Origin of the sequence: Clostridium carboxidivorans P7 (assembly GCF_001038625.1) — a bacterium.
GTDB lineage: Bacteria > Bacillota > Clostridia > Clostridiales > Clostridiaceae > Clostridium_AM > Clostridium_AM carboxidivorans.
The window spans coordinates 3,366,388-3,393,210 of sequence record NZ_CP011803.1; the positions used below are offsets into that span (position 1 = coordinate 3,366,388).

Below are 26,823 nucleotides of genomic sequence, written 5' to 3' on the forward strand. Positions count from 1 at the left end.
TACCTAAACTCTTAGTTTTTCCCTCTTTTCGTACACTTCACAAGCTTCTCTAACAAGGGAAGCACAGATTTTTGCATTATATTTATTCTCAAGTTCATCTGCTATATCCAAAAGTTCCTGTTTTGTTGACCTATAAGGTCTTAATGCATTATATATTTCAAGTACTCTATCATCAGGTACAAATGTAAGTTCAGCTGCTCTTCTTAAATTTGCTGCAAATTGATTTCTGCCTATTGATTCTGCTATTTGAGCTTGATATAAAAGAACTTCTGGAGTAATCTTTATATCATCAAGAGTTACACTTCCATTTAGAACATTTTCCATATTTATATCATCAAAAGTTTTTCCACTTCTTGTCTTTATTAAGTCACTTCTCTTTTTAGCTAGTGGATAGTCAGCATCTGTAAGAGTATCGCAGCTCTTTTTAACTTCACAAGCTGGTTTTGAAACTTCACCAGATGACATTTTATTTAAAATCTGATTAACTATTTGTTCTATTAAAGCATTATTATCCATAATCTCACCCCTATTCAAAAACTACTTTTAATTCTATAGGCTTTGCACCTTTAACTACATGCTCAGTTTCCTTTATATGAAGTACTGCTGATTTAGCCTGGTACTTTGGTCTTGCCATTTGATCATTTCTAACTGGAACTGGATCTGGTGATTCTCCTTTAGCATATTTAGCAGCATTTTTACCTATAGCTCTAAAAGTTTCTCTATCTATTAATGGTGCTTGTGGGAATAATTCAAGGTTATTTAGCGGTTGTAAATCCTTTTGGTGTATAACCGTAGTACCTTTTGATTGTATACCTATACCTATTCCAGAGCCACTTATTTCAGCAGCATCATGAGCCATAAAAGATACATCTGATGTACGTAAAACTTTTACAACTCTTGGAGTAATGCCCTCTTCTTCTATACCTGCAAGTACCTCTCTTATTACATCATCATGAGGAATTCCTACTATTGTCTCAGTTTGATACTTTCCAAAAGCTGGACCTACTGCTACAACTACTTCATCGCTTCTCTTTCCAACTTCAGCATTACCTACTTCCTCTAATTTCATTTTTCCAACACTTGAAACAGCACTGGAAGTTTTAGAGGCATTTGAATTGCTAGATGTCAATTGATCCAAAACTTGTTTAGTTATCAATTCTATTAATTCCTCGTTAGATACTGAATTTACCATACTTAACCGCTCCCCTCTACATTTTATCTGGATCTAAAGCAAAATCTATGTTCTTAATCTTTTCCCATTTCTCTCCATCCAGTCTATATCCTGTTCCAGGTCCCATATAATCGTTTTGATCATTAACTCCACTTATTACATTGAAGTTTTCATCAAATATAGCTGATGCATGAAGATAATCTCCTGCTATTCTCTGTTTTAATAAGCTCAAAACTCTTTCAGCTATATCAGGGAATCCACCTTTATGAAGAGCTTTTACAAAGTCAAGACCTGTAACACCTCTTGATAACATATCTTGTGCTGCTTTCAAGTCTTCTACAACATTTCTCTTTGGCATATCATTACTACCATGAGCATAAGTTGCAGCTTCAACTTCTTCATCAGTTATAACTGGAAGTCCTAATTCTTTAAATAAAGCTTGAATTGCTTTTGCTGCCTTATTTCTAACAGCTATTACATCTTCTTCTTTTACTGGAACAAGACCTGCATCAACTTTTAAATCTCTTTCCATAACTACCCAATCATCGTAGTCTTCTGCATCCCAGTTAGATCCTGCAAACATATTGTCGTAGTTTGGAGTTGAGCTGTATCCTGAACAAATGAAATCAGTTCCTGGTAAGAATTGCATCATAGTTCTTGCAGTTCTTCTTATATCAGAATGAGTGAATGTCTGGTCATTACTTGATGCAACTTCTAGATCAAGCATTGTAGTTATAAGGTTTTCAGCAAGTACTGCTCTTATGCCTCCTGGTACTGCTGCAGGAACACCTATACAACTAACAGAACCATTCTGTAAACCTTGAGCTCCAGCACCTCTTGTTATCATTATGCATCTTGCTTCTAAGTAAAGCATTGATTTTCCTTCTGCATATCCCATCTGAACTTCTGATCCAGTACCAGATGTAAATCTCATCTTAAGTCCTCTTGATGCATAAGCTGATGCCAAGAAAGCTTTTGAGTAAGGTGTATCATCACCATCTACAAATACTGGTTCAGTTCCATATACAGAAATAGTTTCTGCATATGCAGTATATCCAAGCATACCTTGTTTAAGTTCAGTTGCTTCTTCAAGTGAGCATTGAGTAAGAACTCCAGCTCTTCCAACTTGAGATCCTACAAGAATTGAAACAGCATTAAATGGAGCATATCTTACTATACCTACTGTTGTTTCCTCTTCATCAAAGCCTCTTAAAGCACCTTCTGCTGCATCTGCTGCAATTTGAATAGGATTATCACGTAAATTTGTAACGTGAGCCTGATTTGAAGGATGTTTTCTAACTCTCATCTTTTGAAGAGCCATCATCATTTCAACTACATTTAGCTTGTCCACTACTTCAACAAGCTTTGCAGGTGTTATAGCAGTAGCTATTTTAACAATCTTTTCTCTTGGAACATTTATATCTGTAAGCATTCTGGCTATTTCAATTGAATCTATTGCCATAGCCTTTTCAGTATTTTCTATATTAATAGCATGGCCAGCTAAGAAAGTATCTATAAAATCAAAATCCTCTCTTTTTTTACCATCCATTTCAGTTATCTTACCATTTTCTACTTTTATACTTGGAATTGGATCCTTAGGACTTCCTATTGCAATAAGTCCTACTTCTGGCCACTCTTTTACAAATCCATCATTGTGCACTGGTCTTTTTTCCAGTATTTCAAACCTTTTAGATCTTTTCATTAATTTCAGCACCACCTTTTTTTAATTAACTAAGCACTACTATTTATTCACTGATCAATTAAATCTTAAATATATGGTTCACCTGTAGTTGATACAGGATCTTGTCCCATTGATTTTGCAAGTGCAATTCCTACTTCTCTAGCAGCAATTACTGATTGTCTAACAGCACCTGAATCTCCAGTTATTGTTATAATAACCTCGTTAGTAAGTGAAGTTCCCTGACTTGGACTTGCATAACTTACTAAATCTACATTAGCAGTTTTTAATGCTGTATCTGCCATTACAACTCCAATACCTGCTGGAGCACCAACAATTATTCCAAATGCCTTTCCAAGTGGAGCACCAAAAGCTTTTTCTAAAGCTAAGCTTGCTCTTGCTGTATAATGAAGTTCTACATGTCCTGCATCAAATCCATAAACATCTCCAAAAGTTCTATCTGTATCTTTAAGAGCAACTTCTACAGCTCTTCTAGCATCAGATACATCTTCTGCAGCGAATATGATTAAAGCACCATGTCCAGCTCCACCCTTTGTATCTCTTGGTAATTCAATACTTACTATCTCTGTATTTGTAGCCTTTACAGCCTCATCTGCAGCCATTATTTGAGGGCCTGCACCTGTTCTGTCACTTATTATACCTATTGAACGGTATTTTTTATCCAATCCCATTTTCTCATGTAATAAAGTATCAACATTAGCTATAACTAATCCCACTGTATCTCCATAATTTGCTGTACCTACAAACTCTGTTATTGGTGATGGTGCGCTCATTGCATTTGCCTCCTTTTTTTCTTCAACTTTATTTTGTTCAATTTCTTTCTCTTGAACTTTTTCTTCTTTAACATCATTGCTTAACATTTGGCATGCTATATTTTGAACAATTTTACTGATCTGTTCTTTATCCATGCCATCTAAATTTATTCTTTTCTTAACTTCCTCCAAAACGTTTGCAATTAAGTTATTATCCATTATTCATTACCCCTTAAAAATATTATTCTATTACTTTAGGTAATATTTTTTCTACATCAGTATGTGGTCTTGGAATTACATGTACAGATACTACTTCTCCTACACGTTTAGCGGAAGCTGCTCCAGCATCTGTAGCTGCCTTTACTGCACCTACATCTCCTCTTACCATAACTGTTACAAGTCCTGATCCAATCTTTTCATATCCTATAAGAGCTACATTTGCTGCCTTTACCATTGAATCTGCTGCCTCGATTGCTCCTACTAGTCCTTTTGTTTCTATCATTCCCAATGCTTCTTGTCCCATAAAAGCACCTCCATAAATTTAAATTATTTTTACTCTTTTATTTTATAATATATTAGGTAAGAATTTTCTGATTATTTTGTTTACTTTCCTTATTTTATTGACTTCATAATTAGTAATATTTTTACTTGTTTTGGTAATTTATTTACATATTCAATTCAATCAAGTGATTCTTAGACTCAGATGGAGTTTGCTTGTGAGGAATACCTCTCTTCATCTGAGTCTTAGAAGAACTTATCCAGGCGCGTAGCAGTGCTTATTTCCCACCTGAAGAAGGTGGGGTATTAGCACTGGTAGCGATCGGATAACTAAAAAAAGGATTATCTTAAAGTTAATTTTTAAGATAATCCTTACTCTATCATCATAACGACCTTGATTTACACGAAGTATTAGGCTGAACAATATCTGATGACTGCATTATTTTATTTTTTTGTAATATTTTGCGTTCCTTTCTAAAATAGTAAAAAGAATATACCATTATAAAAATTTCTGGAAAAGCATATCTTCCTTGTCCTTCTGTTAAAAAGTATATAGCGCTAAACATAAAAAATAGAACCACATTATATAATTCAAACTCATTTAGTTCATAATCTTTTCTTTTAATAATAGCCTTTAAAATAGCAAGTCCTCTTTTGAAAATGTATATAATGGCAGGAATAAATATGATATTTCTTATAATATTAGTTAATATAAATAAGATAATAATAAGATAAATTTTCATTCCAGTTCCATATGCAACATATAAAATATCATCGCCTAAACAATAATTATTAAGTAACCTTTCAAATCCTAATTCTATAAAACGTATTGGATGAGTTTTTATCCAATCCTTAGCTGCCTTAGTTAACATTTTATCTTTTTCTGTAGCATTAGCTTCCTTATATTCTTTTGTTTTTACAATAGAATTTTTAACATTTTCTACTGGCATCCATCTTCCAAACTTATTCTCTGAATTATTGTTTATGTATAGAACTATTCCTCCATTATTGGACACAAAAGTAAATTGGCCCATCATCTTAGTATTTCTATAAACCCACGGTGCTATTACTAGTGATGCCATAACCAATATGATTAAAGAATTTCTTAATGCTCTCAAAAACTTTTTATTCATAATAAATTCAATTAAAAATACAGCAAAGAAAAATACTAAAAAAAATGGTTTTATCATAGTATTTAAACCACACAAAATACCTATCAGTACATATTTGCATTTCCATTTACTAAAGTAAATAAGCGTTATAAAGAGCAATATCATAGTAAACAATATTTCTGTAGCAAGAATACTATTGTAAAATATATTGTTTGGAAAAAACACAAATAATGCAAATATAATTCTTCTGTCTTTTTCAATTATGTCTAATCTTCTTAATATATTTAGGAAACATACATAACATATAAAAGTAAGAACAATATTAAATATTTTAGCTTTTAATAAGCTAGCACCAAATAACTTAAATATGCCTCCCAAAACAATAGAATAACCTATTGATGTATAAGTATCTCCCCAAGACAGACCATTAGCTATATCTGTTGCTATCTCATAATAATATTTAAAATCTGATTCTAGTTTTGTATCTACCAGGACTATCCAAAGAATAGATAACAATATCCCTAAAATTATTGTAATTTTATAGTAGTTCTCACTTTGCAAGTATTTTTTTATCATATGTAACTTACCCCTCAGCATTAATCTTCAAACCATATTCTACTAAAATTTTCTTAAAAAAACCTTATTAAAATTGTAAACTTTTTATTAAGATGTCCTTTTATCCAATAGATACCATCCATAATAATCTCATCCTCTTTAGATAACTTCACCATTGCATACGTTATCAATATAATTTTTTTCCAATTCATAGTATAATCTAAATATACTTTATTCTTAGGTGGTGTATTAATGACTCTTTTAAATATAGAAAACTTATCAAAAGAATGTGGAAATTTAAGATTATTAAATGATTTAAATTTGACCTTAAATCACGGAAAATGTATAGGTATAAAGTGTTCTAATGATACTTCAAATCTTCTCTTTAGTTTGATTTTAGGAAAAACTAATTACTCTAAAGGAAACATTTATATAGAAAACACTCCAATTAGTAAATGCACTAATATAAAAAATATTATTGCTGTTGTATTTAGCAATGAAGGCATGTATGAAAGGTTAAAAATTTATGATTACATGAAATTCTTTGAGAAAATTTACAACTCCAAAATTTCTATAAAAGAAATATTAATTAAGTTAGGCTTATTTGACATATCAAATAAAAAAATAAAGTCTTTAACTTATTCCCAAAAGAAAAGGCTAAGCATAGCGCGTGCTTTACTTAGTAATAGTAAACTTATTTTAATACAAGAACCTACATTAAATGTTGATAGAGAAAGTGCTTTAATAATAAGAGAATGCATACCTTACATTTGCAGTTTAGGAATTTCCATTCTTGCTACTTCTGTATCATTAGAAGATATTATTTTGTTAGGCTGTGAAACTTATATTTTAGATGAAAAAGGATTTAATACTGTTGAAACAGATATACCTACTAATGAAACTGATGAAAAATCCAATAATGAAGAATCTTTAGACGCTCCATATTTTAAAGTAGATAAAATTCCTGCAAAAATAGATGAAAAAATTATTTTGCTTAACCCTACAGAAATTATATCTATAGAAAGTTTAAATGGTACAAGCTATTTAAATGTTGGTGAAGAAAAGTTTCCTTGCACCTTAACACTTAATGAACTTGAAAACAGATTAAAACATTTTGGTTTCTTTAGATGTCATCGTTCTTACTTAGTTAACCTTCAAAGAGTTAGAGAAGTAGTTACATGGACAAGAAATAGCTTTAGCCTTATATTAGATGATAAAAACAAAACTTCTATTCCTCTATCTAAAGGAAGAATGAATGAACTGAAAGATATTTTAAAATTTTAGATGTGCTTCAAAATGCTGATCTAAATAACCCTTATATTTCTCCTGTTACATCTTTTTAACGTAATATTCACCATTTTAAAAGCTGCCTTGATACTGAAATATGTATAATTTAGCAGCTTATTTGCTCCTTTCATGGAAATTTTATATAACAATGCTTATAAATATCATATAATCGTTAATGTAAACAAAGCATGTAACCATAAGATGATATTTGAAAGGAGCTTTGGTATGGACAATGTAATTGTAATGAAGAATATTACAAAAAATTTCAAAGATAAAAAAGCATTACGTGGATTAAGTTTTGAAATAAAACCAGGAGAAATATTTGGTTTTTTAGGTCCTAGTGGTGCTGGCAAAACTACAACAATTAAAATGTTAACTTCCCAGCTTTTGCCTTCTTCTGGTGAAGGAAAAGTTCTTAATGAAGATATCTATTCTTTAAATAGAAACATTTTCAAACACATAGGAGTTCTTACTGATACTAGTGGAATATATGAAAGACTTTCTGTGTATGAAAACTTACAATTATTTGCTAAGATATATGATATAGATGAAAAACACATAGATGAAGTCTTAGAAAAAGTTTCTCTATTAAAGGATAAAAGAACTAAGGCTAAAAAGTTGTCTAAAGGAATGAAGCAAAGACTTTTACTAGCTAGAGCCGTACTTAACAAGCCTTCACTTTTATTTTTAGACGAGCCTACTTCATCCTTAGACCCTGGTACTTCTAATGAAATTCATAAACTTCTTAAAGAACTTAACAAAAGTGTTACTACTATATTCTTAACCACTCACAACATGGAAGAAGCAGATAAGCTTTGTACTAGAGTAGCTTTTTTAAATGAAGGTACCATAGTTGAAATGAATACTCCTCTCAAACTAAAGCAAAAGTATGCTGAAGATTGTATAGAAGTTAGATTAAAAGGAATTGATGATTTAATAACTATAAATAATGATGAAACTGGTGGAGAAAAAATAAACAGCTGGATGAAAAGTGGACAATTATTATCCATTCATTCAAAGGAGCCAAATTTAGAAGAAATATTTTTAAAATTAACCGGGAGGGGATTATAGATGGATTTTTCAATTAGAAGAGTTAATGCCTTATTTATTAAAGAATTAAAAGATTTTTTTCAAAATCCAAATATTTTGGTTATGTTTATGATGCCTATTATGTTTGCTATATTGTATGGTAAGATGATGGGAACTAGAATTCCTAAAGTCTCTTCCTTAGAAATATGCTTACTTCTTAGTTTGACAATGGTAGGATGTTCATCTGCAGCCTGCTTAATTGCAGAAGAAAAAGAAAAAAATACTTTAAGGACACTTATGCTTTCTCCTCTTTCTCCAATTGAATTTTTAACTGGAAAATCTTTAATTTCCTTACTTTCATGCATGGTTTCAAGCTTGATTGTATTTTTTATAGTAAGCGCACCCAATGTTAACCTATTTTTATATATAATAATATCCTTAATTTCATCTATTACTATAATAATCTTAGGATTGCTAATTGGGCTTCTTTGCAAGAGTCAATTGGAAACAGGAATTGCCTCTACTCCAATTATTATGATATTAATGTTGGTTCCTATGTTTTCTGGAATCAGCTCTGCGTTAAAAAACATTGCGAATTTTTGCTTTACTTATCACGCTTTAGTTGCAATTTATAAAATATCTGAAGGCAAAAGTTTGTTAGATTTAAAATTGAATTTACTAAACATTTTTGTATGGTTTATTGTTTCTTCATTCTTACTTGTTTTTGTTTATAAAAAAGTGAGCTTGGATAAATAGATTTAAATGCTAAAATACATAGTCGTGGACATAAGAAAGGATGATAAATGATGTTTAAAAAGACTTTTTCCTATTTATTAATATCAATTTTTATTACATGCTCTAATGTAACTTTTGTAAGTGCTGCACAAGATACTTCTGCCAGCACAAAATCAACTGCGGTTGCTACAGCATATCAATCAGATTCCATTAAAGTTAATTTTAATGGAAAACCTATTTCAGTTAACCGTTATGATACTTATTTTGATTCAAATTCAAAGGTTATGCTTCCACTTACTCCTATAATAAAAGCAATGGATGCTAATTCAAATATTCAAATAGGAGCTGGATATGCTACAATAACAAGCAATAAAAGTACAATAAAAATTAACAATGGTGATAAAAATGTAACCTTAAATGGTACTTCTATTGATTTATCTGTAAAATCCTTTGTTAATAATGTAGAAGTATTTGTACCTTTACAATTTTTTAGTGAAGTACTTAATAAAGTAGTAGACTTTGATAGTGACAGCAATACAGTAAATATATCTGATATTCAAAAAAATACTGAAGCCTATTTTAGTAATACTTCAAGTCTTTCAAGTGACAAGGACATTTCTAAGAAAGTAGATGATTATTTAACTGCTGAGCAAAAGCTTTATAATTTCTCTGGAAGTGTTCTTGTAGCCAAAGGAGGCAATATACTTCTTGACAAAGGTTATAATATGTCAAATTTTGATCAAAACATTAAAAATACACCTTATACAACCTTTGCTATAGGTTCAATGACAAAACAATTTACAGCAACAGCCATAATGCAATTAGTTGAAAAAGGATTGATAAATGAGCAAGATAAAGTTTCTAAGTATATTCCTGATTTTCCAAATGGGGATAAAATAACTATAGACAATCTGCTTACTCATACATCTGGTCTATCAGATGTCACTCCTACACTTTTAAATATGAAACTTGAAGATTCTAAAAAAGTTGAAAATATAATTAACTTATTTAAGAATAAACCACTTTATTTTAAACCTGGAACTAAATTTCAATATTCTAATTCAGGTTATATTTTACTAGGATATATAGTAGAAAAAGTTAGTGGAATGAGCTATGCTGATTACCTTCAAAATAATATTTTTAAACCTCTTAATATGAACCATACAGGTATGGGGTATAATGGTCCAATAAAGAATTATAATTCTAATGGATATAATGGATATCTGGATGTCTCACCTATTAGTGATAAGTCATCACTTAATGCTCTTTATGGTGCAGGTGCATTATATTCCTGTACAGAAGACTTATATAAGTGGGATAGATCCTTAAAGGAACATAAATTATTGACCGAAAAAACCTTAGATAAAATGTTTTCCAAACATGTAGCAATGTCTGAGGGTGATAATTTAGACTATTATGGTTATGGGTGGATGATATATGACTCACCTGATTTGCACGAAATTTACCATGGTGGTAATGTATTAGGATTTACAAGCAATATAGAAAGAATACCAGATAAAGATTTAACTATAATTATACTAAGCAATATAGGATATTATCATGTAGACTCAATAAGTAATACATTAACCAATATATGTCTTGGAGCTAAATATGAAATGCCAAAAGCAAAAGAAGTAATAAAACTTGATGACAATTTATTAAATAATTATGCTGGAGAATATTCTTTTAAAGATTTGGGAGTAACTGGTTCTATAACAAGTGAAGATGGGCATCTTTATTTTATCTTTGTAGGCCAGCCAAAATGTGAAATGTTTGCTGAATCTAAAAACAAATTTTACTTCAGAAGTTTTGATGCTACTCTAACTGTTAATACCAATGAAAAAGGACAGGTTACTAGTATTGATTTATACCAATTAGGCGCTAAATATAGTGCAAGTAAGGTAAAATAGATTTTTTAGTTATTTCTTGTATTTTGACATATATTCTAATTCTCTATAAAATTTAATACAAATTTATAAAAGATAAAGAAGGGTTAAAGCTATGGATTATTTTGAAGAGCTTATGAAAGGTCTTGGAAAAATAGGTGCAAAAGTTTTGTTTAATAAAGAAGAAAAAAGCAGCGAAACAATTAATATTGATCAAATGGGTTCCATTGACATATTTAAAATAGTGTTAAAAAGCTTATATATTAAAGGAAATTATAATGAAGCTGAAAACCTAATTTTTCACGAATTAGAAAAAAATAATTCACCAGAAGTATACGAAGCATCCTGTGATTTCTATAATCTATTGCTAAAGAAAAGTGATGAAGAATTACTTAAAAATAACTTTTCAAAAGAAGAAATTTATCAGGGATTAGAAGATATAAAAAAATTTAAACCAAATTAAGAAAATCAATTATAGTTTTCTGTGATTTAGTAATATAATTTAAAAAACTAATAAAATAAGTTAGATACTTTATAATAAGTGTCTAACTTATTGATCAATTATGTTTAGAAACCTTTTCAACAAATAATCAATATAAAAAATTAGATTCTGAATTAATACATTTATATCTATATATAGGCCTACCTATGGATCCATATTCCACTTTCATATCCAGCACTTCTATATTCTTTAAAAATTCCAGATACTTACGCATGGACACCCTAGAAATGCCTACTATCTTAGCCATCTCTTCAGTAGAAAAAGTTTTTCCGTTAATTTTTTGTATGTTTGTCCATACATTTTTTAAGGTATTTTTATCTAACCCTTTAGGAAGCTGTGGTGTTGTAAAAATTTCTTTATTAAAAATGTGTTCATCTAATTCTTGTTGATTTAATTTATTCCTTTTATTTATAAAATTTCTAGTTTCACTATATGCTCTTAAAGAAGTATTAAATCTTTCAAATTCAAATGGTTTAATGAGATAATCTATAACACCATAGTGCATAGCTTTCTTTATTGTACTCACATCACATGCAGCTGTTACTAAAATGACATCTACTTCATTATCTATCTTTCTTATATAAGCTAATAAATCAAGTCCATTCATACCAGGCATAAATATATCAAGAAGAATTAAATTAATTTCTTGCTGCTTAATAACAGATATTGCAGCATCAAATGAATTAGCTATTGCGGCAAGCTCAAAGCCATCTATTTGGTTTAAATATCTTTTATTAAATTCAGCAACCATAGGATCATCTTCCACAATTAAAACCTTAATCAACTAATATCACCTTTGCTTTCATAGGGTAAATAAACTTCGAATGTAGTACCTTCATTAATCTTTGAAGTAACCTCCATTTTGCCATGTAATTTATCCACACTGGATTTTACTAAAAACAATCCAAAGCCTCTAGTATTCTTCTTAGTGGAATAACCTTTTAAAAATATTTTTTGCTTTAAGTTCTCACTAATACCTACTCCAGTATCTTTTATTTTAATGTATAAATGTTCTTCATCATAAAATAGATCTATGTTTATTGACTTATTTTCAGTATTTCTTACTGCATCAATAGAATTATCTATAATATTTCCTATTATACAAATAAGCTCATGAGTGACTTCTGGATTTTTAGGTTCTGGTACAAAAAAATCTGGTGATAATTCTAACATAATATTACTCTCTCTTGCATAGCTTAACTTTCCTAAAATGAAACCAGCTAATACAGGATCTTTTATATGTTTTATAAGAAATCCAATTTCAGATTGATAATTATTTGCAATACCTTTAATATATTCTGAAAGTTCATTATAACATTTCATATGTATCATTCCTAATATTACTTGGAGTTTGTTCATAAATTCGTGAGTTTGTGCTCTAAGTGCATCAGCATATAACTTTACTCCAGTAAGCTGTTCTGCAAGAAGCTTAATTTCTGTTTTATCACGAAAAGTAGATATGGCACCTTCCAATTTATCGTTTACAATTATAGGTGTACAATTAGCAATTAATCTTATTCCATTAAGCTCTTGTTCTTGATCTAATTCTGCATTCCCAGTTTTAAGCACCCTACCTATATTACTGTTAGGAATAAATTTCTCTGCTTCATTTCCAATAGGACTTTCTGTAATACCTACCTTATTAAGTATCTTTAAAGCTTCATCATTTACAACGGTAATAAAACCATTTTTATCTACAGCTATAACACCTTCTCTTACAGATTTAAGCATGGCATTTCTCTCTTTTAAAATCTTTGCAATAGCTGAAGGCTCTAATCCAAACATAGTTTTTTTTACATTTCTTGCTAACATTATTGCACCAATTAAACCTATTAAAGATCCTATTTCTATTGCTAAATAAATAGCATGTCTGCTTTCTTTTACAGCTTGTTCAACATTTCCCATTAAAATTCCTACAGTTACTATGCCAACTTGAGTACCATTATTATTATATACTGGTACAAAAGCTCTTAATGATTTACCTAAAGTTCCCTGTGACATTGACACATATTCTTGTCCTTTAAGTGCATTTTCATCATCTCCACCTACAATCTTCTTATCTAATTTAGATGCATCAGGGTGGGATTTTCTAACTCCATTCATATCAGTTACTACTACAAATTCCACATTAGCTATATTTTTAATTTCGTTTGCATATTCTTGAATACTTTTTTCATCCTTTGGATTATTCAATCCATTAATAACTATTGATGATTTAGCAACAATATGAGCAGTTTCCATTGATTTATCTTCTAAATGCTTTTTAGTAATATAAGTTACCTTTTCACTTACAAAAATATCTGTTACCAGTAATACTGCAGCTACAACACTGCAAACCAAAAGTAATATTCTAGTTTGTAATCCTAAATTAACTTTATTAAATTTCATAATAATCTCCACTATTATTGTAAAGTTCTTATAATAATCATATTTTCTTCAAATTATAACAAATATTTTTTTCTTTATCAAACTTCATAAATATAAACATATATCAATATGTATCACTTTTTATAATATAATTTCATATTTTTCTGATTACTTTAGTTACAAAACTATTATTAAAATTCAATAAACTATTAAATATTTGTTTTAATTTATATAATCAAGATATAAATTACTTCATGCTTAAGGCAGTAGAATTCATTATGATAACGTTTAAATAATTCTATTTTCAAAAATTGAGGCCTTAACGTGAATAATCTACTTTTTAATAAAAAATATTTAAGGAGTGATTTTTATGCAAACGACTACAGACGTACCTAGAAACACTGATAACTTATTTTCAAAAATACTGCAATTTAAAATAGGTGAAATTCCTATACCTTTATTTATTGCAATCTCAATTATAATTTTCCTTTCTTGTCACTACAAACTGCTGCCAATAGACATGATTGGTGGATTTGCCGTAGTAATGGTAATGGGATTATTACTTGGTGAAATTGGAGCGAGAGTTCCTGTTTTAAAAAATATAGGAGGACCTGCAATTTGTACTATATTCATACCCTCAGCTTTAGTTTATTATAAATTGCTGGACCCAACTGCTATAAAATCAATTACTGCACTAATGAAAACTTCAAATTTCTTATACTTATACATTTCTGTTTTAGTGGTTGGAAGTATTCTTGGAATGAACAGAAAAGTTATGATAAAAGGATTTGTAAAAATGTTTGTACCTTTAGTAGTAGGAACAATATGTGCTGCAATAGGCGGAATTATTATAGGTTTATTGTTCGGATATACTCCATATAAATCATTTTTCTTCGTAATTGCTCCAATTGTTTCTGGAGGTATAGGAGAAGGAATATTGCCACTTTCTGTAGGATACTCTGGCATAATACATGGTTCTCAAAATGATCTTGTTGCTAAACTTGTCCCTGCAGCTATGATTGGTAATGTAATTGCTATAATGATTTCTGGTTTATTAATGCGTATAGCTATAAAGAAGCCTAAACTTACAGGAAATGGTGTACTAGTAAAAACTGGTGATGATCAAGACATACTTCAAGCTAAAACTGAAGAAAAACCAATAGATTTTAAACTTATGGGGGCCGGATTCCTAATTGCTTGTACTTTCTTCATATTTGGTACATTTTTAAGCAAATTTATAGGTATACCAGGTGCAATAATAATGATAATTACAGCTGCTATTGTAAAATATCTAAAATTATTACCTAAGCATATAGAATTAGGTGCTCACCAAATATATAGCTTAGTAAGCAAAACTCTTACATGGCCTTTACTAATAGGTGTTGGTGTTGTTTATACTCCTTGGAGCAGCTTAATAGCAACAGTTACACCTGGATATATTGCTATTTGCATTGCATCTGTTACAGCCATGGTTACCTCTGGTTTCTATGTTGGTAAAGCAATGAATATGTATCCAATAGAATCAGCACTTGTTACCTCATGTCACAGCGGCCTTGGTGGAACAGGAGACGTTGCTATACTATCTGGCGCAAATCGTATGGAATTAATGCCATTTTCTCAAGTATCCACAAGACTTGGTGGTGCTGGAACAGTTATATTAGCCACTATATTATTAAAACTTTTTGTTTAATTTCATATTAAATCGTTAACATTAGGAGGTTTCACTTATTATGAATATAGAGAAGGTAGCCAAAGCAGGTACACTAGAATCAAATGACATAATGATTATGGTTGCACCAAATGAAGATGGAAAAGTAGACTTAGAACTTGAAAGTATAGTAATGAAGCAGTTTGGAAAACAAATAGAAAAAACTATACTAAAAAAAGTAAAAGAATTAGGAATAGAAAGTATAACTATAAAGGCTCAGGATAAAGGAGCATTAGATTATACAATAAAAGCGAGAGTTCAAACAGCTATAGAAAGAGCAATGTAAATTTAAAATTGAGGTGAGATATATGAAAAGACTAAGAAGAACAATGCTTTTTATGCCTGGCAACAACCCTGGAATGCTTCAAAGTGCACCAATACTTGGAGCTGATTCAGTAATACTTGATTTAGAAGATGCAGTAAGTCTTACAGAAAAGGATAGTGCAAGAAGACTTGTTAGTGAAGCTATAAAATTTATAGATTATTCAGCAGTAGAACTAGTAGTAAGAGTAAATCCACTAGATACTGAATATGGACCAAAGGATATAGATACTATAGCTAGAGTTAAGCCAGATGCATTAATGATTCCGAAAGCTACAGAAGAACAGCTTGAAACTATAGATAAAATGCTTTCTAAAATTGAAAGTGAAGAAAAATTTGAAGACAATCATATAAAACTTATTCCAATTGTAGAAACAGCTTATGGCTTGGAAAATGTGTACAGCATAATAAAAGCATCAAAAAGAGTAGTAGGTGTACTTTTGGGAGCAGAGGATTTAACTTCAGACTTTGGAATTAAGAGAACAAAAGAAGGAGAAGAAATATTTTATGCAAGAAACAGAGTGTCTACAGCTTGTAGAGCTTCTAGAGTAGATGCTATAGATACTCCTTTTACAGATACTAATGATTATGAAGGATTAAGAAAAGATACATTTAAAGCCAAGAGTATAGGTTTCACTGGAAAATCATCCATAAATCCAAGACAAATAGACACTATACATTCAGTATTTGAACCAACAGAAGCTGAAATAAAGCATGCAGTAAGAGTATTAGAAGCTAGAGATGAAGCTAAAGCTAAGGGATTAGGAGTATTTTCTTTAGATGGAAAAATGGTAGATGCACCTGTAATAAACAGAGCAGTAACTACTGTAGAATTGGCTAAATTATTAGGTCTTATTTAATTAATATGTGTTAGATTAAATCTGGAAAAAGTGAGGTATTACTATGAAAAATGTACTAGGAAGAGAAATTCCTGATAATATAGAAGGCTATAGGGAAGTAAAGCCTTTTCAAGGAGCTTTTTCAAATTGTGGTGTTAAAGAAAAAGTAGGTGTAAAGGTAAGTTCAGTAAAACCGGGAGAAGATAAAGTATTAAACAGCATAGAAGAAGCTTTAGATAAAGTAGAAATAAAGGATGGAATGACTATATCTTTTCACCATCATTTAAGAAATGGAGATTTCATACTTAATAATGTAATGTATGCTATTTCAAAAAGAGGAATAAAAGACATTACTGTAGCAGCAAGTTCTATATTCCCAATACATGAGCCCTTAGTAGAATATATGAAGAGGGGTGTTGTAACAGGAATAGTTGCAAACTATATGTCAGGACCTGTGGCAGAAGCTATATCAAAGGGATACTTAAAAAAAACAGCAGTAATGATGACTCATGGTGGAAGACCAAGAGCTATAGAAAGTGGAGATTTACATATAGATGTAGCATTCATAGGAGCACCAACTGCAGATACTTATGGAAACATAAATGGAGTTTATGGAAATGCTGCTTGTGGTTCATTAGGATATGCTGTATCTGATGCTGAATATGCAGATAAGGTAATAGCAATTACTGATAACCTTGTTCCTTACCCAGCATGTCCTATTGAGATCAATCAAACTTATGTAGATTATGTAGTTAAAGTTGATTCCATAGGAAATCCAGCAGGTATTGTATCAGGTACTACAAAAATTACAAAGGACCCTGTAGGACTTAAAATAGCTAAAATGGCATCAAAGGTTATGGAAGCTTCAGGACTTGTAAAGGATGGAATGTCATTTCAAACAGGAGCAGGAGGAACCTCCCTTGCAGTAGCAGAAAACTTAAAAGAAATAATGAGAGATAAGAAAGTAACAGGAAGTTTTGCAGCAGGTGGAATAACAGGTTATATTGTAGATATGCTTGAAGAAGGATTATTTAGAAATATATTTGATGTACAGTGCTTTGATTTAAAGGCTGTAGAATCCTATAGAAATAATCCTAAACATCAAGGTATGAGCGGATCAATGTATGGGAATCCTCATAATAAAGGAGCTGTAGTAAATAACTTAGATGTAATGATACTTGGAGCTACAGAAATAGATACAAATTTCAATGTAAATGTAACAACAGGTTCTGATGGAATAATAATGGGAGGTTCAGGTGGACACAGTGATACTGCAGCAGGAGCAAAACTTGCTATAGTAGTTACAAATCTTATAAAAGGAAGACTTCCAATTATAAAGGATAAGGTTACTACAGTTACAACTCCAGGAGAAAGCATAGATGTAGTAGTTACTGAAAGAGGTATAGCTGTAAATCCAATAAGAAAGGATTTAATAGAAAAATTAAAAGCTAAAAACTTACCTGTTATGACAATAGAAGAACTAAAAGATTTAGCTGAAAATATGACAGGAAAGCCATCACCTATAGAATTTACAGACCAGGTCGTTGCAATAGTAGAATATAGAGATGGTACTATAATAGATGTAGTTAGAAAACCATTATAGGAAAAATTCTTCAAATGGTATTTTTGTTAAATATAAAAAAGCGCTCTTCTTTGTAATAACTTCAAATCAATCATCTGAAATTATTGTGAGAAAGAGCGCTTTCTTCCATTTCCAGTTTACATAAAAATTTTTTTAAGCTTGGCTAAATTGAACTATAGCCTTAAAAAGATCTCCATCAATTTCTATATTAAGTTTGCCACCTTGGAGCTCTACAATACTTTTTGCAATAGCAAGTCCTAATCCTGATCCTTCTGTATTTCTTGATTTATCCCCCCTTTTAAATCTTTCGAAGATTTCTTCTGCATCAAAATCCATTTCATAAGAAGAAATATTTTTCATGACAATTAAAATTTTATTATCTTCTTCCATTAAATTAATATATACTCTAGTATTAGGTGCTGAATATTTTATAATGTTATTTATTAAGTTTTCAAATACTCTCCAGGTTTTTTTTCCATCCAAATTAGCATAAATATGCTTATTTGAATATTTAACCCTAAGAGTTAATGAAGCCTTTTTAATTTTCTCATCTAATTCTGCTATAGACTGCTCTAATAAAGCTGCTACATCAACTTTTTCTATATTTAATTCAACTGAACCACTAGACATTTTTGATGCTTCAAACAAATCCTCTATAAGGACTTTAAGTCTTTCCGATTTTCTATCTAAAACCCCGATATATCCTTTAATTTCATCTTCTGATAATCCTTCTTTTTTTAATAAATTTATATAGTTTATTATAGATGTAAGAGGTGTTTTTAAATCATGAGAAACATTTGTTATGAGTTCCGACTTAAGTCTCTCGCTTTTTACCTGACTTTGCAAGGACTTTTTATATCCTACTTTTATGTTATTAATATTATGAGCTATTTTTGATAGGTGATTTTCTCCTTTTTCTTTTATAACATAGTTTAAATTTCCTGAAGCTATTTCTTTAGTTCCCTTTAATATTTCATTTAAATAATCTACCTTTTTAAACATAATACGTAAAATCAAGGTTATATACAGTATACCTATTATAAATCCTAGTATTATAGTACGTGGTGACATCACTACTAATAAAAATGTAAACGAAGCAAGTATAGTTGTAATAATTGTAATAACTAAAATCTGAAGCTTCAAATTTCTTCCTATAAAACTTCTTTTAGCAGCATTAGTTAAACTGTGAATTAAACTTTTATTCCATTCATTTAAAAATTCCTTTTTATTTTTTATAGGTATTATATTGTTTTTAACATATAATACCACATATGCAGTATATATACTGACAATTGTAAGCTTAATAAAGTGTTTAATTCCTAATGGTTTATAAAAAAAGCTAATATGCATCATATAGCCTAACATTATAATTGTATAAATACAAAATACAAGCACACCTAAATCTATAGGTAATTTTTTATATAAACTTCCTGCTTTTTCTTGAAAAGCTATTTTTAAGCTTTTATCCTTTTTTATGCCTATTAATACTAAAAGAGCTATAATAAATGAACCACATCCCATTATCATTTCTTTAATAATTCTGCTTCTAACAGAATTGTAATATTGATAATTTTCTAATATATAATTATTAGAATATGATTGTTTTGGAATCATAATATACCCTTCCCATGAAAAATTTTTAAACATGGAATTAGTATTTTGAAATTGTTTATCTTCAATGCTTTTCAATGGAAACTCAATAGTAAAAAGTGATTCTTTTTGTATATATTCTTGAATTGTATCCTGCCCTGTTAAGTTATGATATATTTCATTTGTTTTTGTATTTTTAATATAATATTTTATATCATTTCTATTTTGCACGCTTTTTTTAATGGCTTCATAATCTTTGTCATATCTTGATGCAACTTCATTCTTAAGTTCTTCATCAGTTTTAGTGTTTTCCTTTTTTACTTCTTCAAGTTTTTTATTTTTTTCATCCAGTAATTTATTAACTTTATCTTTATCTGAAATCCTTTGTGCTTCTTGTATATCATTATTATATTTATTTTCGATTTCAGTTTGTTGATTTTTTAACTTATCTTCATAAAATAGCCTTAATCCTTCTATATCTTCTTTACTAGCTTTATTTTCTCCAAATTTATCATTATAATCTTTATAATGTACATAAAAATTACTTAAGTTTTCACAGTAGCTATATATTTCTTGTCCAAATTGATAACTATTAAAATAAGTTTTATTCTTAATGTAGCTAGCATTTTTAACAACATCACATGCTGACAATATAGAAAATGCAGCTGCATATATTCCTAAAACACACAAACAAATATATACAAATTTATTTTTCAATTTTATACCCAATTCCCCACACCACCTTTAAGTATCTCGGTTCTCTTGGATTAATCTCTATTTTTTCTCTTATTCTTCTTATATGTACTGCTACAGTATTTTCTCCATTATAATAAGGCTGCTTCCAAGCTTTTTCATATATTTCTTCAATAGAAAATACCCTTCCTTTATTGTCCATTAACAGCTCTAATATTCTATACTCAATAGCTGTAAGTCTTATTTCTTCTCCATCCACAGTTACCATCTTTGTCTTCTTATCCAAAACTAAACCTTTGATAACAATTTTATCATTGTTTTCTTTATAATTTCCTAAATTTATATATCTTCTAAGTTGAGACTTAACTCTGGCTACTAACTCTAAAGCATTAAAAGGTTTGGTCATATAATCGTCTGCTCCAACATTAAGCCCTAATATCTTGTCCATATCTTCAGATTTTGCAGAAAGCATTATTATAGGAATATTTTTACTTTCCCTTATTTTAAATGTAGCCTTAATTCCATCCATTCTTGGCATCATAATATCCATTATAATAAGATGAATTTCTTCTTCCTCCAAAAGCATTAAAGCGTCTATGCCATCTTTAGCTTTAAACACTCTTATACCTTCATTTTTTAAATAAATTTCTATTGCTTCAGTTATTTCTTCTTCATCATCTACAACTAAAACATTGTACTTTTCCATATTCTCTTCCACCTTTCTTTATAAATTATATCATTTTTAATCCCTCCTTTGCTTCGGCTACAAATTAATTATACTAGAGAATTTTTACAAATAACTTATCAAAGTTCTTACAAATTTCTTAACAAAATATTTTATTGCAAAAAAATAAAAGCTGTGAAAGTATGATATTATATTCATATTTCACAGCTTTCTATTTTTAATTAAATTTTTTCTTAAAATAGATTCTATAAACTTAAAAACTCTATATAACTTTAAAGCTTCCAGATGTAATCACCATTTTTGTTTATATATCTAGTTCTATTTTCAAAAACAACTTTTGCAACACCATCTACAAATTTTGATACTTCATCAAAAATTGGCTCTATAATGAACTTTCCTGCTTTATTTATGTATCCCCATTTACCATTTACCTCTACAGATATTAAATCTTCACTTATGGTATCTACATTATCAAATTTTACAGGAATTATTTCTACTCCAGATTTATCTATAAAGCCATACTTTTCTTTAATAGCAACTGCTGCAAATCCTTCATAAAAGTTATCTGCCCAATCATATTTAGGTGAAATTATCATTTCTCCTTTTGCATTTATAAATCCATATTTACCATTGCCTTCTATTACTGCTAATCCTTCAGAAAAACTACTAGCTTCCCTATACTTAGGAGCAATTACAATATCTCCTGATTTGTTTATATATCCATACTTACTATTTACCTGAACTACTGCTAACCCTTCTGAAAAGCCATAAGCATAATCATATTTTGCTCCTATTACTTCCTTACCAAGCTTATCTATATATCCTAATTTACCTCCTGATTGAACCAAAGCTAAGTCTTCTTTAAAATCATCTGCATATAAAAATTTGGGCTCTATTACTGCTTTTCCTTCTTTATCTATGTAGCCCCACTTATATCCTAATTTTACTGCTGCCAATCCTTCTGAAAAATCATAAGCCTCATCATATTCAGCCTTTACAACCAATTTCCCTGTATTATCTACACATCCGTATTTTCCATTTACCTCAACCATTGCTAAGCCTTCCCTAAAATCATAGGCATCATCATATTCAGCTTCAACTACTATATCTCCTTCTTTGTTTATAAATCCAAAATTTTCTCCAATACTTACCATAGCTAATCCTTCACTAAATTCTTCAGCATAATCAAAATTAGGTTCTATAGAAATTTTTCCTGTATTGTCTATATATCCATATTTACCATCTAATTTTATTGGATAAAGTACTTTTTCCATTTTGCATTATCTCCTCTACTTATCAAATAATCCGCCTGTCTTCTTATTTATGATGGCTTTTCTAGTTCCACCTATATTTTTGTCTGCTCTTAAATGTGACCCTTGCTGAGCACTTTTTTTCTTTTTAGCCTCAATTATTTTCTTCATCATTTCAATATTTTTATCTGACATTTTCTATTCTCCTTGTATATAGCATAATATATTTCTTATTATCACATTATACTATATTATTTTATTCTATTTGCATTAATTTATAAATTTTCTACACAATATAAAGTAATTTAATGGATTTTTAAAATATATTTTTTATAAATATTCACTTTTTTTACTATAATAGGAGTAATGTGAAGGTATACTTAACTGCAATGAATATATTAATTATTTTGTCGATATTTCATTAAGATATTTACTATAATACCGTTTAATAACTATCTTTAAATATGATAACATGTACATTGTACATCTGTAATTATAAAAGAATAAATTAATAGATATAACTATAGCTGTTATAACTTTTTAATAAAAGAAGTGATATAATAGCTGTAAATAATGTTTTGATTCTCCATATAAAAGGTTTACATTATTTTTTAATTATATAAATAAGGACCAAATATCTTTTGATAAAGGTCCTCAAAAATAGGAGGAATGACAATATGGAAATAAACAGAAAAATTGACGAACTTAAAGAAGGTTTAATAAAATCTTCTCAAGAACTTGTAAAAATTAAAAGTGTTGAAGAACCTGCAAAAGAAGGTATGCCTTATGGTGAAGGTGTGCACAATGTACTAAATAAAACTTTAGAAATTTGCCAAAACCTTGGTTTTAAGACAGTAAATATTGATGGTTATGTTGGTTATGCTGAATATGGTGAAGGAGAAGATTACGTTGCTGTGCTTGGTCACTTAGATGTAGTTCCAGAAGGAGATGGATGGATATATCCACCATATGGTGCAGAAATTCATGATGGAAAAATATATGGAAGAGGAACTATGGATGATAAAGCTCCAATGGTAGCTGCACTTTATGGACTTAAAGCTATAAAAGATTTGAATCTTCCATTATCCAAAAGAGTTAGAATCATATTCGGCACAAATGAAGAATCAGGTTGCAATGAAATGCCTCACTACTTGGAAAAAGAAAAAGCACCTGTAGCTGGTTTTACACCAGATGCAGAATATCCAATAATATATGGCGAAAAAGGTATTACCATATTTGATGTAACTAAAAAATTAACTGTAAAATCTACTGGTGATGTAATTATTAAATCTTTAAATGGTGGCCAAAGAGCCAATGTAGTTCCTGATTACTGTGAAGCATTAATATCGACTAAAAATACTGAAGCTATTATTAATGCTGCTAAAGAATTTAAGAGTAAAACTGGTTATGATGTAACTGCAGAAATTAAAGATAATATGATAGTTGTTAAATCAGTTGGTGTTGCTGCCCATGGAAGCCTACCTCATTTAGGAAAAAATGCTATAATGCAAATGTTTAAGTTCCTTGGAGAACTTCCTCTTGGAAAATGTGATATTGCAGATTATATAAACTTCTTTAATAAATATGTAGGATTTGAAACTGATGGAAAATCTTTTGGAGTATATCTTGAAGATAAAGAATCTGGAAAGCTTTCATTTAATATTGGTACAGTATCCATGGATGAAGAAAAAGTTTCTATGGCACTTAATTTAAGATATCCTGTAACATTTAAATATGAAAATATGATGAATCCATTTAATGAAAAAATAGAAGCTGCTGGTATGGAAATCGAAAATATGCTGCATCAAAAACCTTTATTTTTCCCAGCAGATCACCCTATTATAAAATCATTACAAAAAGTATATACAGAACAAACTGGTAAAGAAGCAAAACTTCTTGCAATTGGTGGAGGTACTTATGCTAAAGAAATGCCAAATATAGTTGCCTTCGGACCAATATTCCCTGGAAAGCCTGATCTTGATCATCAGGCAAATGAATACATTGAAGTAGATGACTTAATACTTAATGCTAAAATCTATGGTCATGCAATTTATGAACTTGCAAAATAGTTAGTATTATAAAAATTATGCGACACAAGAGTGCAGTGGAAGTTTGGATTTTAACTTTCATTCCGTGATATATGATAAGGGTGTCATCACGGCTAAATGTTTTAATTATTCTAAAGCTCAAAATTTTTGAAAACCTAAGAACTTTGTCAAACTCGGTTCCCTCAAACAGGACTAAAGTTCTAAGGCTTTCAAAAATTTTGAGCTAAGAATAATATTAAAACAATTTAGCTAATGTGATGACACCCTTATCATATATCACTGCATAAAAGTTAAAATTCAAACTAGCAAGTTCAAGTGAATGTACATAATTACATTACTATAAGTAATTTTAGTAAGCCACAATCATATTTACAACACTTAAAATTAAAGCACAGGCTGCGCCATAAAATATTATTAAAATAGCTAAAATATACATAAACTAGATAACAAGTATTATGAAAGCTACGCTTTTTATTTAGAGTCATATAAGAAAGTAATATATACACGTAATGCACTAAGAAGTAACTTTCAACTGTATGGAGACTGATATATGCTGTGAAGGAAGATTCGAACGAATTTTAGAAGTTCTTTGCTTGATATATTGAAAAATTTCGTAATTTTTGCCAGGACGGCAAAAGCTCCGAAAGCGACAGGACGTCGCATTTGAGACCAGCTAGTAAAAGTCAATAAGTTTTTATAAAAAATTTTATTAATAAAAATAGGCATCACAAAAAATCCATTAAAAAACACGAATAATGGAAATTGGCTCCTAATTATTTTAGCCGTTAGGCTGCTGGTTTAGATTGCTTATTAAGATACATCTTTGTATGTATTTTAGGGTCACGTAATTCATACTCTTTTTGATTTTTAAGAACAGAGAATATGTAGTTAATTAGCTTATGCATTATTGCAACTAAGCCTACTTTTTTACTTTTACCTTTCATATTCTCAGCATAGAAATTAAGTAAAACTTTATTTATTGGTTCACCGTTTCTACTTTTACGTACAGATGCTAACGCGACAACATATAAAGCTCTTCGGCCTATTCTGGTACCTCGTTTAGACATAACATTTTTGTTACTATTAAACTTACCAGATTGACTAACGGAAGGATCTAAGCCAAAATATGCAACTAAATGCTTAGGTTTAACAAAACCTTTAATATTACCGATTTCGCTCATTATTGTGATTGATGTTAAATCTCCAACACCAGGTATCGAGTAAAGCAGTTGTACATTTTTCTTAAATTCATCAGAAATTCTATTACTGCGCATTAATATATGAATTTCAGCTAATAGGTTCCTAATTTGGATTTCCAATGATTCTATTATTGCAATAGTATTAATTACTTTTACAAATAGACTTGGTGATTTAAGACCAATGTAAGCAGCTTCCTCAGCAGCAGCATATAACTTTTTATATATTTTCTCACTATATACTAGTCCCTTTCTAGAATTGCTTGAGATGAGATTAATAAGTTCAACTCTATCAGCATTTAAAACTGCTTCAGCACTAGAATACTTTTTTAAAACGGCTATTGATGTTTTACTTGTAATACTTGAAAAGACAGATCTATAACCAGGAAAAATGACTCTTAAATCCGTAGAAAGTTTTTTCGTAAATGTAGATTTACTATCAGTAAATTTATAATAGTCTCTACAAAGAGATTTTAAAGTGTAGATTTCAATATCAAAATTAGAAGAATATTTGACATCTTGAAATTTACCTATAGTAGCAATGGTTAATGCATCTTTTTTGTCATTTTTCACTTTTCTTATATCCACATTTTTGTTACAATTAGTAATGAGTGGATTAAGGATACATACTTCAAATGTATCTTTAAGAAAGTGGAAAAGAGTAAGATGGTATACACCAGTAGATTCCATGAAAATGGCTGTTTTCATGCTAAACTCTTCTTCCACTTTTTTTATTTGATCTACTAGGTAATCAAAACCATTTCTATTATGCATAATCTTAAAAGGCTTTCTATAAATTTCACCGTTAGGTGCTAGTATAGCAGCTACTGAAAAATCTGCGGATACATCAATTCCAACTGTTGGTCTATAAAAAAATTTACTCATATACATTATCTCCTTTGTTTGTAAGAGATAGAATAGATATTCCATTTCTATCAGTAATTTTGTAACCTTGTTTGTGACACAGGTAATTCCCAAGGGGAAACCTAACCAGCTAAACACAGAATTCTCACTGATGGAATGACATGCTCAGTCACGGGTAATAATGACTCGATAGAGTCACTTCCCAGGAGGTGTCCATCTATCTTCTATTCAGGAGATATTATACATCAATATTTACTAATTTGGTTTCCCCTTAAGGGAAAATAGAAAACTAAGTTAAAGTAGAAACATACACCCTGTCGGGTAAAAGAATTACGAATAATAAGAAAAAACTGAGTTGTAATATTCACAAATGGTATAGATAGTTTTCTATTGAATGTTATGGCTACATTATACAAGGAGGTAGAAATTTTTCAATATCTCAAGCATTAGAACT

23 protein-coding genes are annotated in these 26,823 nt (G+C 29.8%); 10 read left to right on the forward strand and 13 right to left on the reverse strand.

What is annotated here, in order from left to right; genetic code table 11:
* Nucleotides 1-3 precede the first annotated feature (3 nt).
* The 6 genes from Ccar_RS14725 to Ccar_RS14750 all read right to left on the reverse strand — a co-directional run bounded on the left by Ccar_RS14725 (nt 4) and on the right by Ccar_RS14750 (nt 5,808).
* Nucleotides 4-516 (reverse strand): diol dehydratase small subunit, encoded by a 513-nt coding sequence (locus Ccar_RS14725; protein WP_007062655.1) that lies wholly within the window; start codon nt 514-516, stop codon nt 4-6.
* Between the two features lie 10 nt (nt 517-526).
* Nucleotides 527-1,192 (reverse strand): propanediol/glycerol family dehydratase medium subunit, encoded by a 666-nt coding sequence (locus Ccar_RS14730; RefSeq protein ID WP_007062654.1) that lies wholly within the window; start codon nt 1,190-1,192, stop codon nt 527-529.
* Between the two features lie 16 nt (nt 1,193-1,208).
* The gene (locus Ccar_RS14735) at nt 1,209-2,873 is read right to left on the reverse strand and encodes a propanediol/glycerol family dehydratase large subunit (RefSeq protein WP_007062653.1); all 1,665 of its coding nucleotides are present in this window, start codon (nt 2,871-2,873) and stop codon (nt 1,209-1,211) included.
* Between the two features lie 65 nt (nt 2,874-2,938).
* Nucleotides 2,939-3,778, reverse strand: coding sequence for a propanediol utilization microcompartment protein PduB (pduB, locus tag Ccar_RS14740; RefSeq protein WP_179945248.1), 840 nt, complete (start codon nt 3,776-3,778; stop codon nt 2,939-2,941).
* Nucleotides 3,779-3,863: 85 nt separating this feature from the next.
* Nucleotides 3,864-4,145 carry an ethanolamine utilization microcompartment protein EutM gene (gene eutM / locus Ccar_RS14745; RefSeq protein WP_007062651.1) on the reverse strand — a complete coding sequence of 94 codons (282 nt, stop codon included), beginning with the start codon at nt 4,143-4,145 and terminating at the stop codon, nt 3,864-3,866.
* A 358-nt stretch (nt 4,146-4,503) separates the two neighbouring features.
* The gene (locus tag Ccar_RS14750; RefSeq protein WP_007062650.1) at nt 4,504-5,808 is read right to left on the reverse strand and encodes a hypothetical protein; all 1,305 of its coding nucleotides are present in this window, start codon (nt 5,806-5,808) and stop codon (nt 4,504-4,506) included.
* 231 nt (nt 5,809-6,039) lie between these two features.
* Here Ccar_RS14750 and Ccar_RS14755 point away from each other — a divergent pair, with 231 nt between their 5' ends.
* From Ccar_RS14755 to Ccar_RS14775, 5 genes are all read left to right on the forward strand, one after another.
* Entirely contained in the window at nt 6,040-7,071 is a 1,032-nt protein-coding gene (locus tag Ccar_RS14755) for a LytTR family transcriptional regulator DNA-binding domain-containing protein (protein WP_007062649.1), read from the forward strand.
* 228 nt (nt 7,072-7,299) lie between these two features.
* Nucleotides 7,300-8,145 (forward strand): ABC transporter ATP-binding protein, encoded by an 846-nt coding sequence (locus Ccar_RS14760; protein WP_007062648.1) that lies wholly within the window; start codon nt 7,300-7,302, stop codon nt 8,143-8,145.
* Nucleotides 8,146-8,859 (forward strand): ABC transporter permease, encoded by a 714-nt coding sequence (locus Ccar_RS14765; protein WP_007062647.1) that lies wholly within the window; start codon nt 8,146-8,148, stop codon nt 8,857-8,859.
* Nucleotides 8,860-8,909: 50 nt separating this feature from the next.
* A complete protein-coding gene (locus tag Ccar_RS14770; protein ID WP_237737349.1) occupies nt 8,910-10,748 on the forward strand; it encodes a serine hydrolase in 1,839 nt (612 codons plus the stop codon).
* 91 nt (nt 10,749-10,839) lie between these two features.
* On the forward strand, nt 10,840-11,187 hold the full coding sequence (locus Ccar_RS14775; RefSeq protein WP_007064825.1) for a DUF6483 family protein: 348 nt from the start codon (nt 10,840-10,842) through the stop codon (nt 11,185-11,187).
* Nucleotides 11,188-11,314: 127 nt separating this feature from the next.
* Here Ccar_RS14775 and Ccar_RS14780 read toward each other — a convergent pair whose 3' ends face one another.
* The gene (locus tag Ccar_RS14780) at nt 11,315-12,010 is read right to left on the reverse strand and encodes a response regulator (protein ID WP_007062644.1); all 696 of its coding nucleotides are present in this window, start codon (nt 12,008-12,010) and stop codon (nt 11,315-11,317) included.
* A complete protein-coding gene (gene dcuS / locus Ccar_RS14785; RefSeq protein ID WP_007062643.1) occupies nt 12,007-13,614 on the reverse strand; it encodes a DcuS/MalK family sensor histidine kinase in 1,608 nt (535 codons plus the stop codon). Before dcuS ends, Ccar_RS14780 begins: the two co-directional genes overlap by 4 nt.
* Before the next feature lie 349 nt (nt 13,615-13,963).
* Here dcuS and Ccar_RS14790 point away from each other — a divergent pair, with 349 nt between their 5' ends.
* From Ccar_RS14790 to citF, 4 genes are read left to right on the forward strand one after another with little or no spacing between them, the layout of a single operon-like run.
* Entirely contained in the window at nt 13,964-15,283 is a 1,320-nt protein-coding gene (locus Ccar_RS14790; RefSeq protein ID WP_007062642.1) for a 2-hydroxycarboxylate transporter family protein, read from the forward strand.
* Between the two features lie 40 nt (nt 15,284-15,323).
* Nucleotides 15,324-15,587 (forward strand): citrate lyase acyl carrier protein, encoded by a 264-nt coding sequence (citD, locus tag Ccar_RS14795; RefSeq protein ID WP_048030117.1) that lies wholly within the window; start codon nt 15,324-15,326, stop codon nt 15,585-15,587.
* A gap of 22 nt (nt 15,588-15,609) precedes the next feature.
* Nucleotides 15,610-16,482, forward strand: coding sequence for an HpcH/HpaI aldolase/citrate lyase family protein (locus Ccar_RS14800; protein WP_007064317.1), 873 nt, complete (start codon nt 15,610-15,612; stop codon nt 16,480-16,482).
* 43 nt (nt 16,483-16,525) lie between these two features.
* The gene (gene citF, locus Ccar_RS14805) at nt 16,526-18,064 is read left to right on the forward strand and encodes a citrate lyase subunit alpha (protein WP_048030119.1); all 1,539 of its coding nucleotides are present in this window, start codon (nt 16,526-16,528) and stop codon (nt 18,062-18,064) included.
* A 132-nt stretch (nt 18,065-18,196) separates the two neighbouring features.
* Here the strand turns inward: citF and Ccar_RS14810 are convergent, their stop codons facing one another.
* The 4 genes from Ccar_RS14810 to Ccar_RS27050 all read right to left on the reverse strand — a co-directional run bounded on the left by Ccar_RS14810 (nt 18,197) and on the right by Ccar_RS27050 (nt 22,456).
* Entirely contained in the window at nt 18,197-20,356 is a 2,160-nt protein-coding gene (locus Ccar_RS14810) for a sensor histidine kinase (protein ID WP_242852197.1), read from the reverse strand.
* Nucleotides 20,340-21,032, reverse strand: coding sequence for a response regulator transcription factor (locus Ccar_RS14815; RefSeq protein WP_007064045.1), 693 nt, complete (start codon nt 21,030-21,032; stop codon nt 20,340-20,342). Before Ccar_RS14815 ends, Ccar_RS14810 begins: the two co-directional genes overlap by 17 nt.
* Nucleotides 21,033-21,283: 251 nt before the next feature.
* On the reverse strand, nt 21,284-22,285 hold the full coding sequence (locus Ccar_RS14820; RefSeq protein WP_007064044.1) for a WG repeat-containing protein: 1,002 nt from the start codon (nt 22,283-22,285) through the stop codon (nt 21,284-21,286).
* A gap of 15 nt (nt 22,286-22,300) precedes the next feature.
* Nucleotides 22,301-22,456 carry a hypothetical protein gene (locus Ccar_RS27050; RefSeq protein ID WP_007064043.1) on the reverse strand — a complete coding sequence of 52 codons (156 nt, stop codon included), beginning with the start codon at nt 22,454-22,456 and terminating at the stop codon, nt 22,301-22,303.
* Nucleotides 22,457-22,938: 482 nt separating this feature from the next.
* Between Ccar_RS27050 and pepV the strand changes: the two genes are divergently transcribed.
* Nucleotides 22,939-24,330 carry a dipeptidase PepV gene (gene pepV, locus Ccar_RS14825; RefSeq protein ID WP_007064042.1) on the forward strand — a complete coding sequence of 464 codons (1,392 nt, stop codon included), beginning with the start codon at nt 22,939-22,941 and terminating at the stop codon, nt 24,328-24,330.
* A 764-nt stretch (nt 24,331-25,094) separates the two neighbouring features.
* On the opposite strand, the gene Ccar_RS14830 is transcribed toward pepV, so the two are convergent.
* Complete coding sequence (locus Ccar_RS14830; RefSeq protein ID WP_007064310.1) at nt 25,095-26,390, reverse strand: IS110 family RNA-guided transposase; 1,296 nt, start codon at nt 26,388-26,390, stop codon at nt 25,095-25,097.
* Between the last annotated feature and the right edge of the window lie 433 nt (nt 26,391-26,823).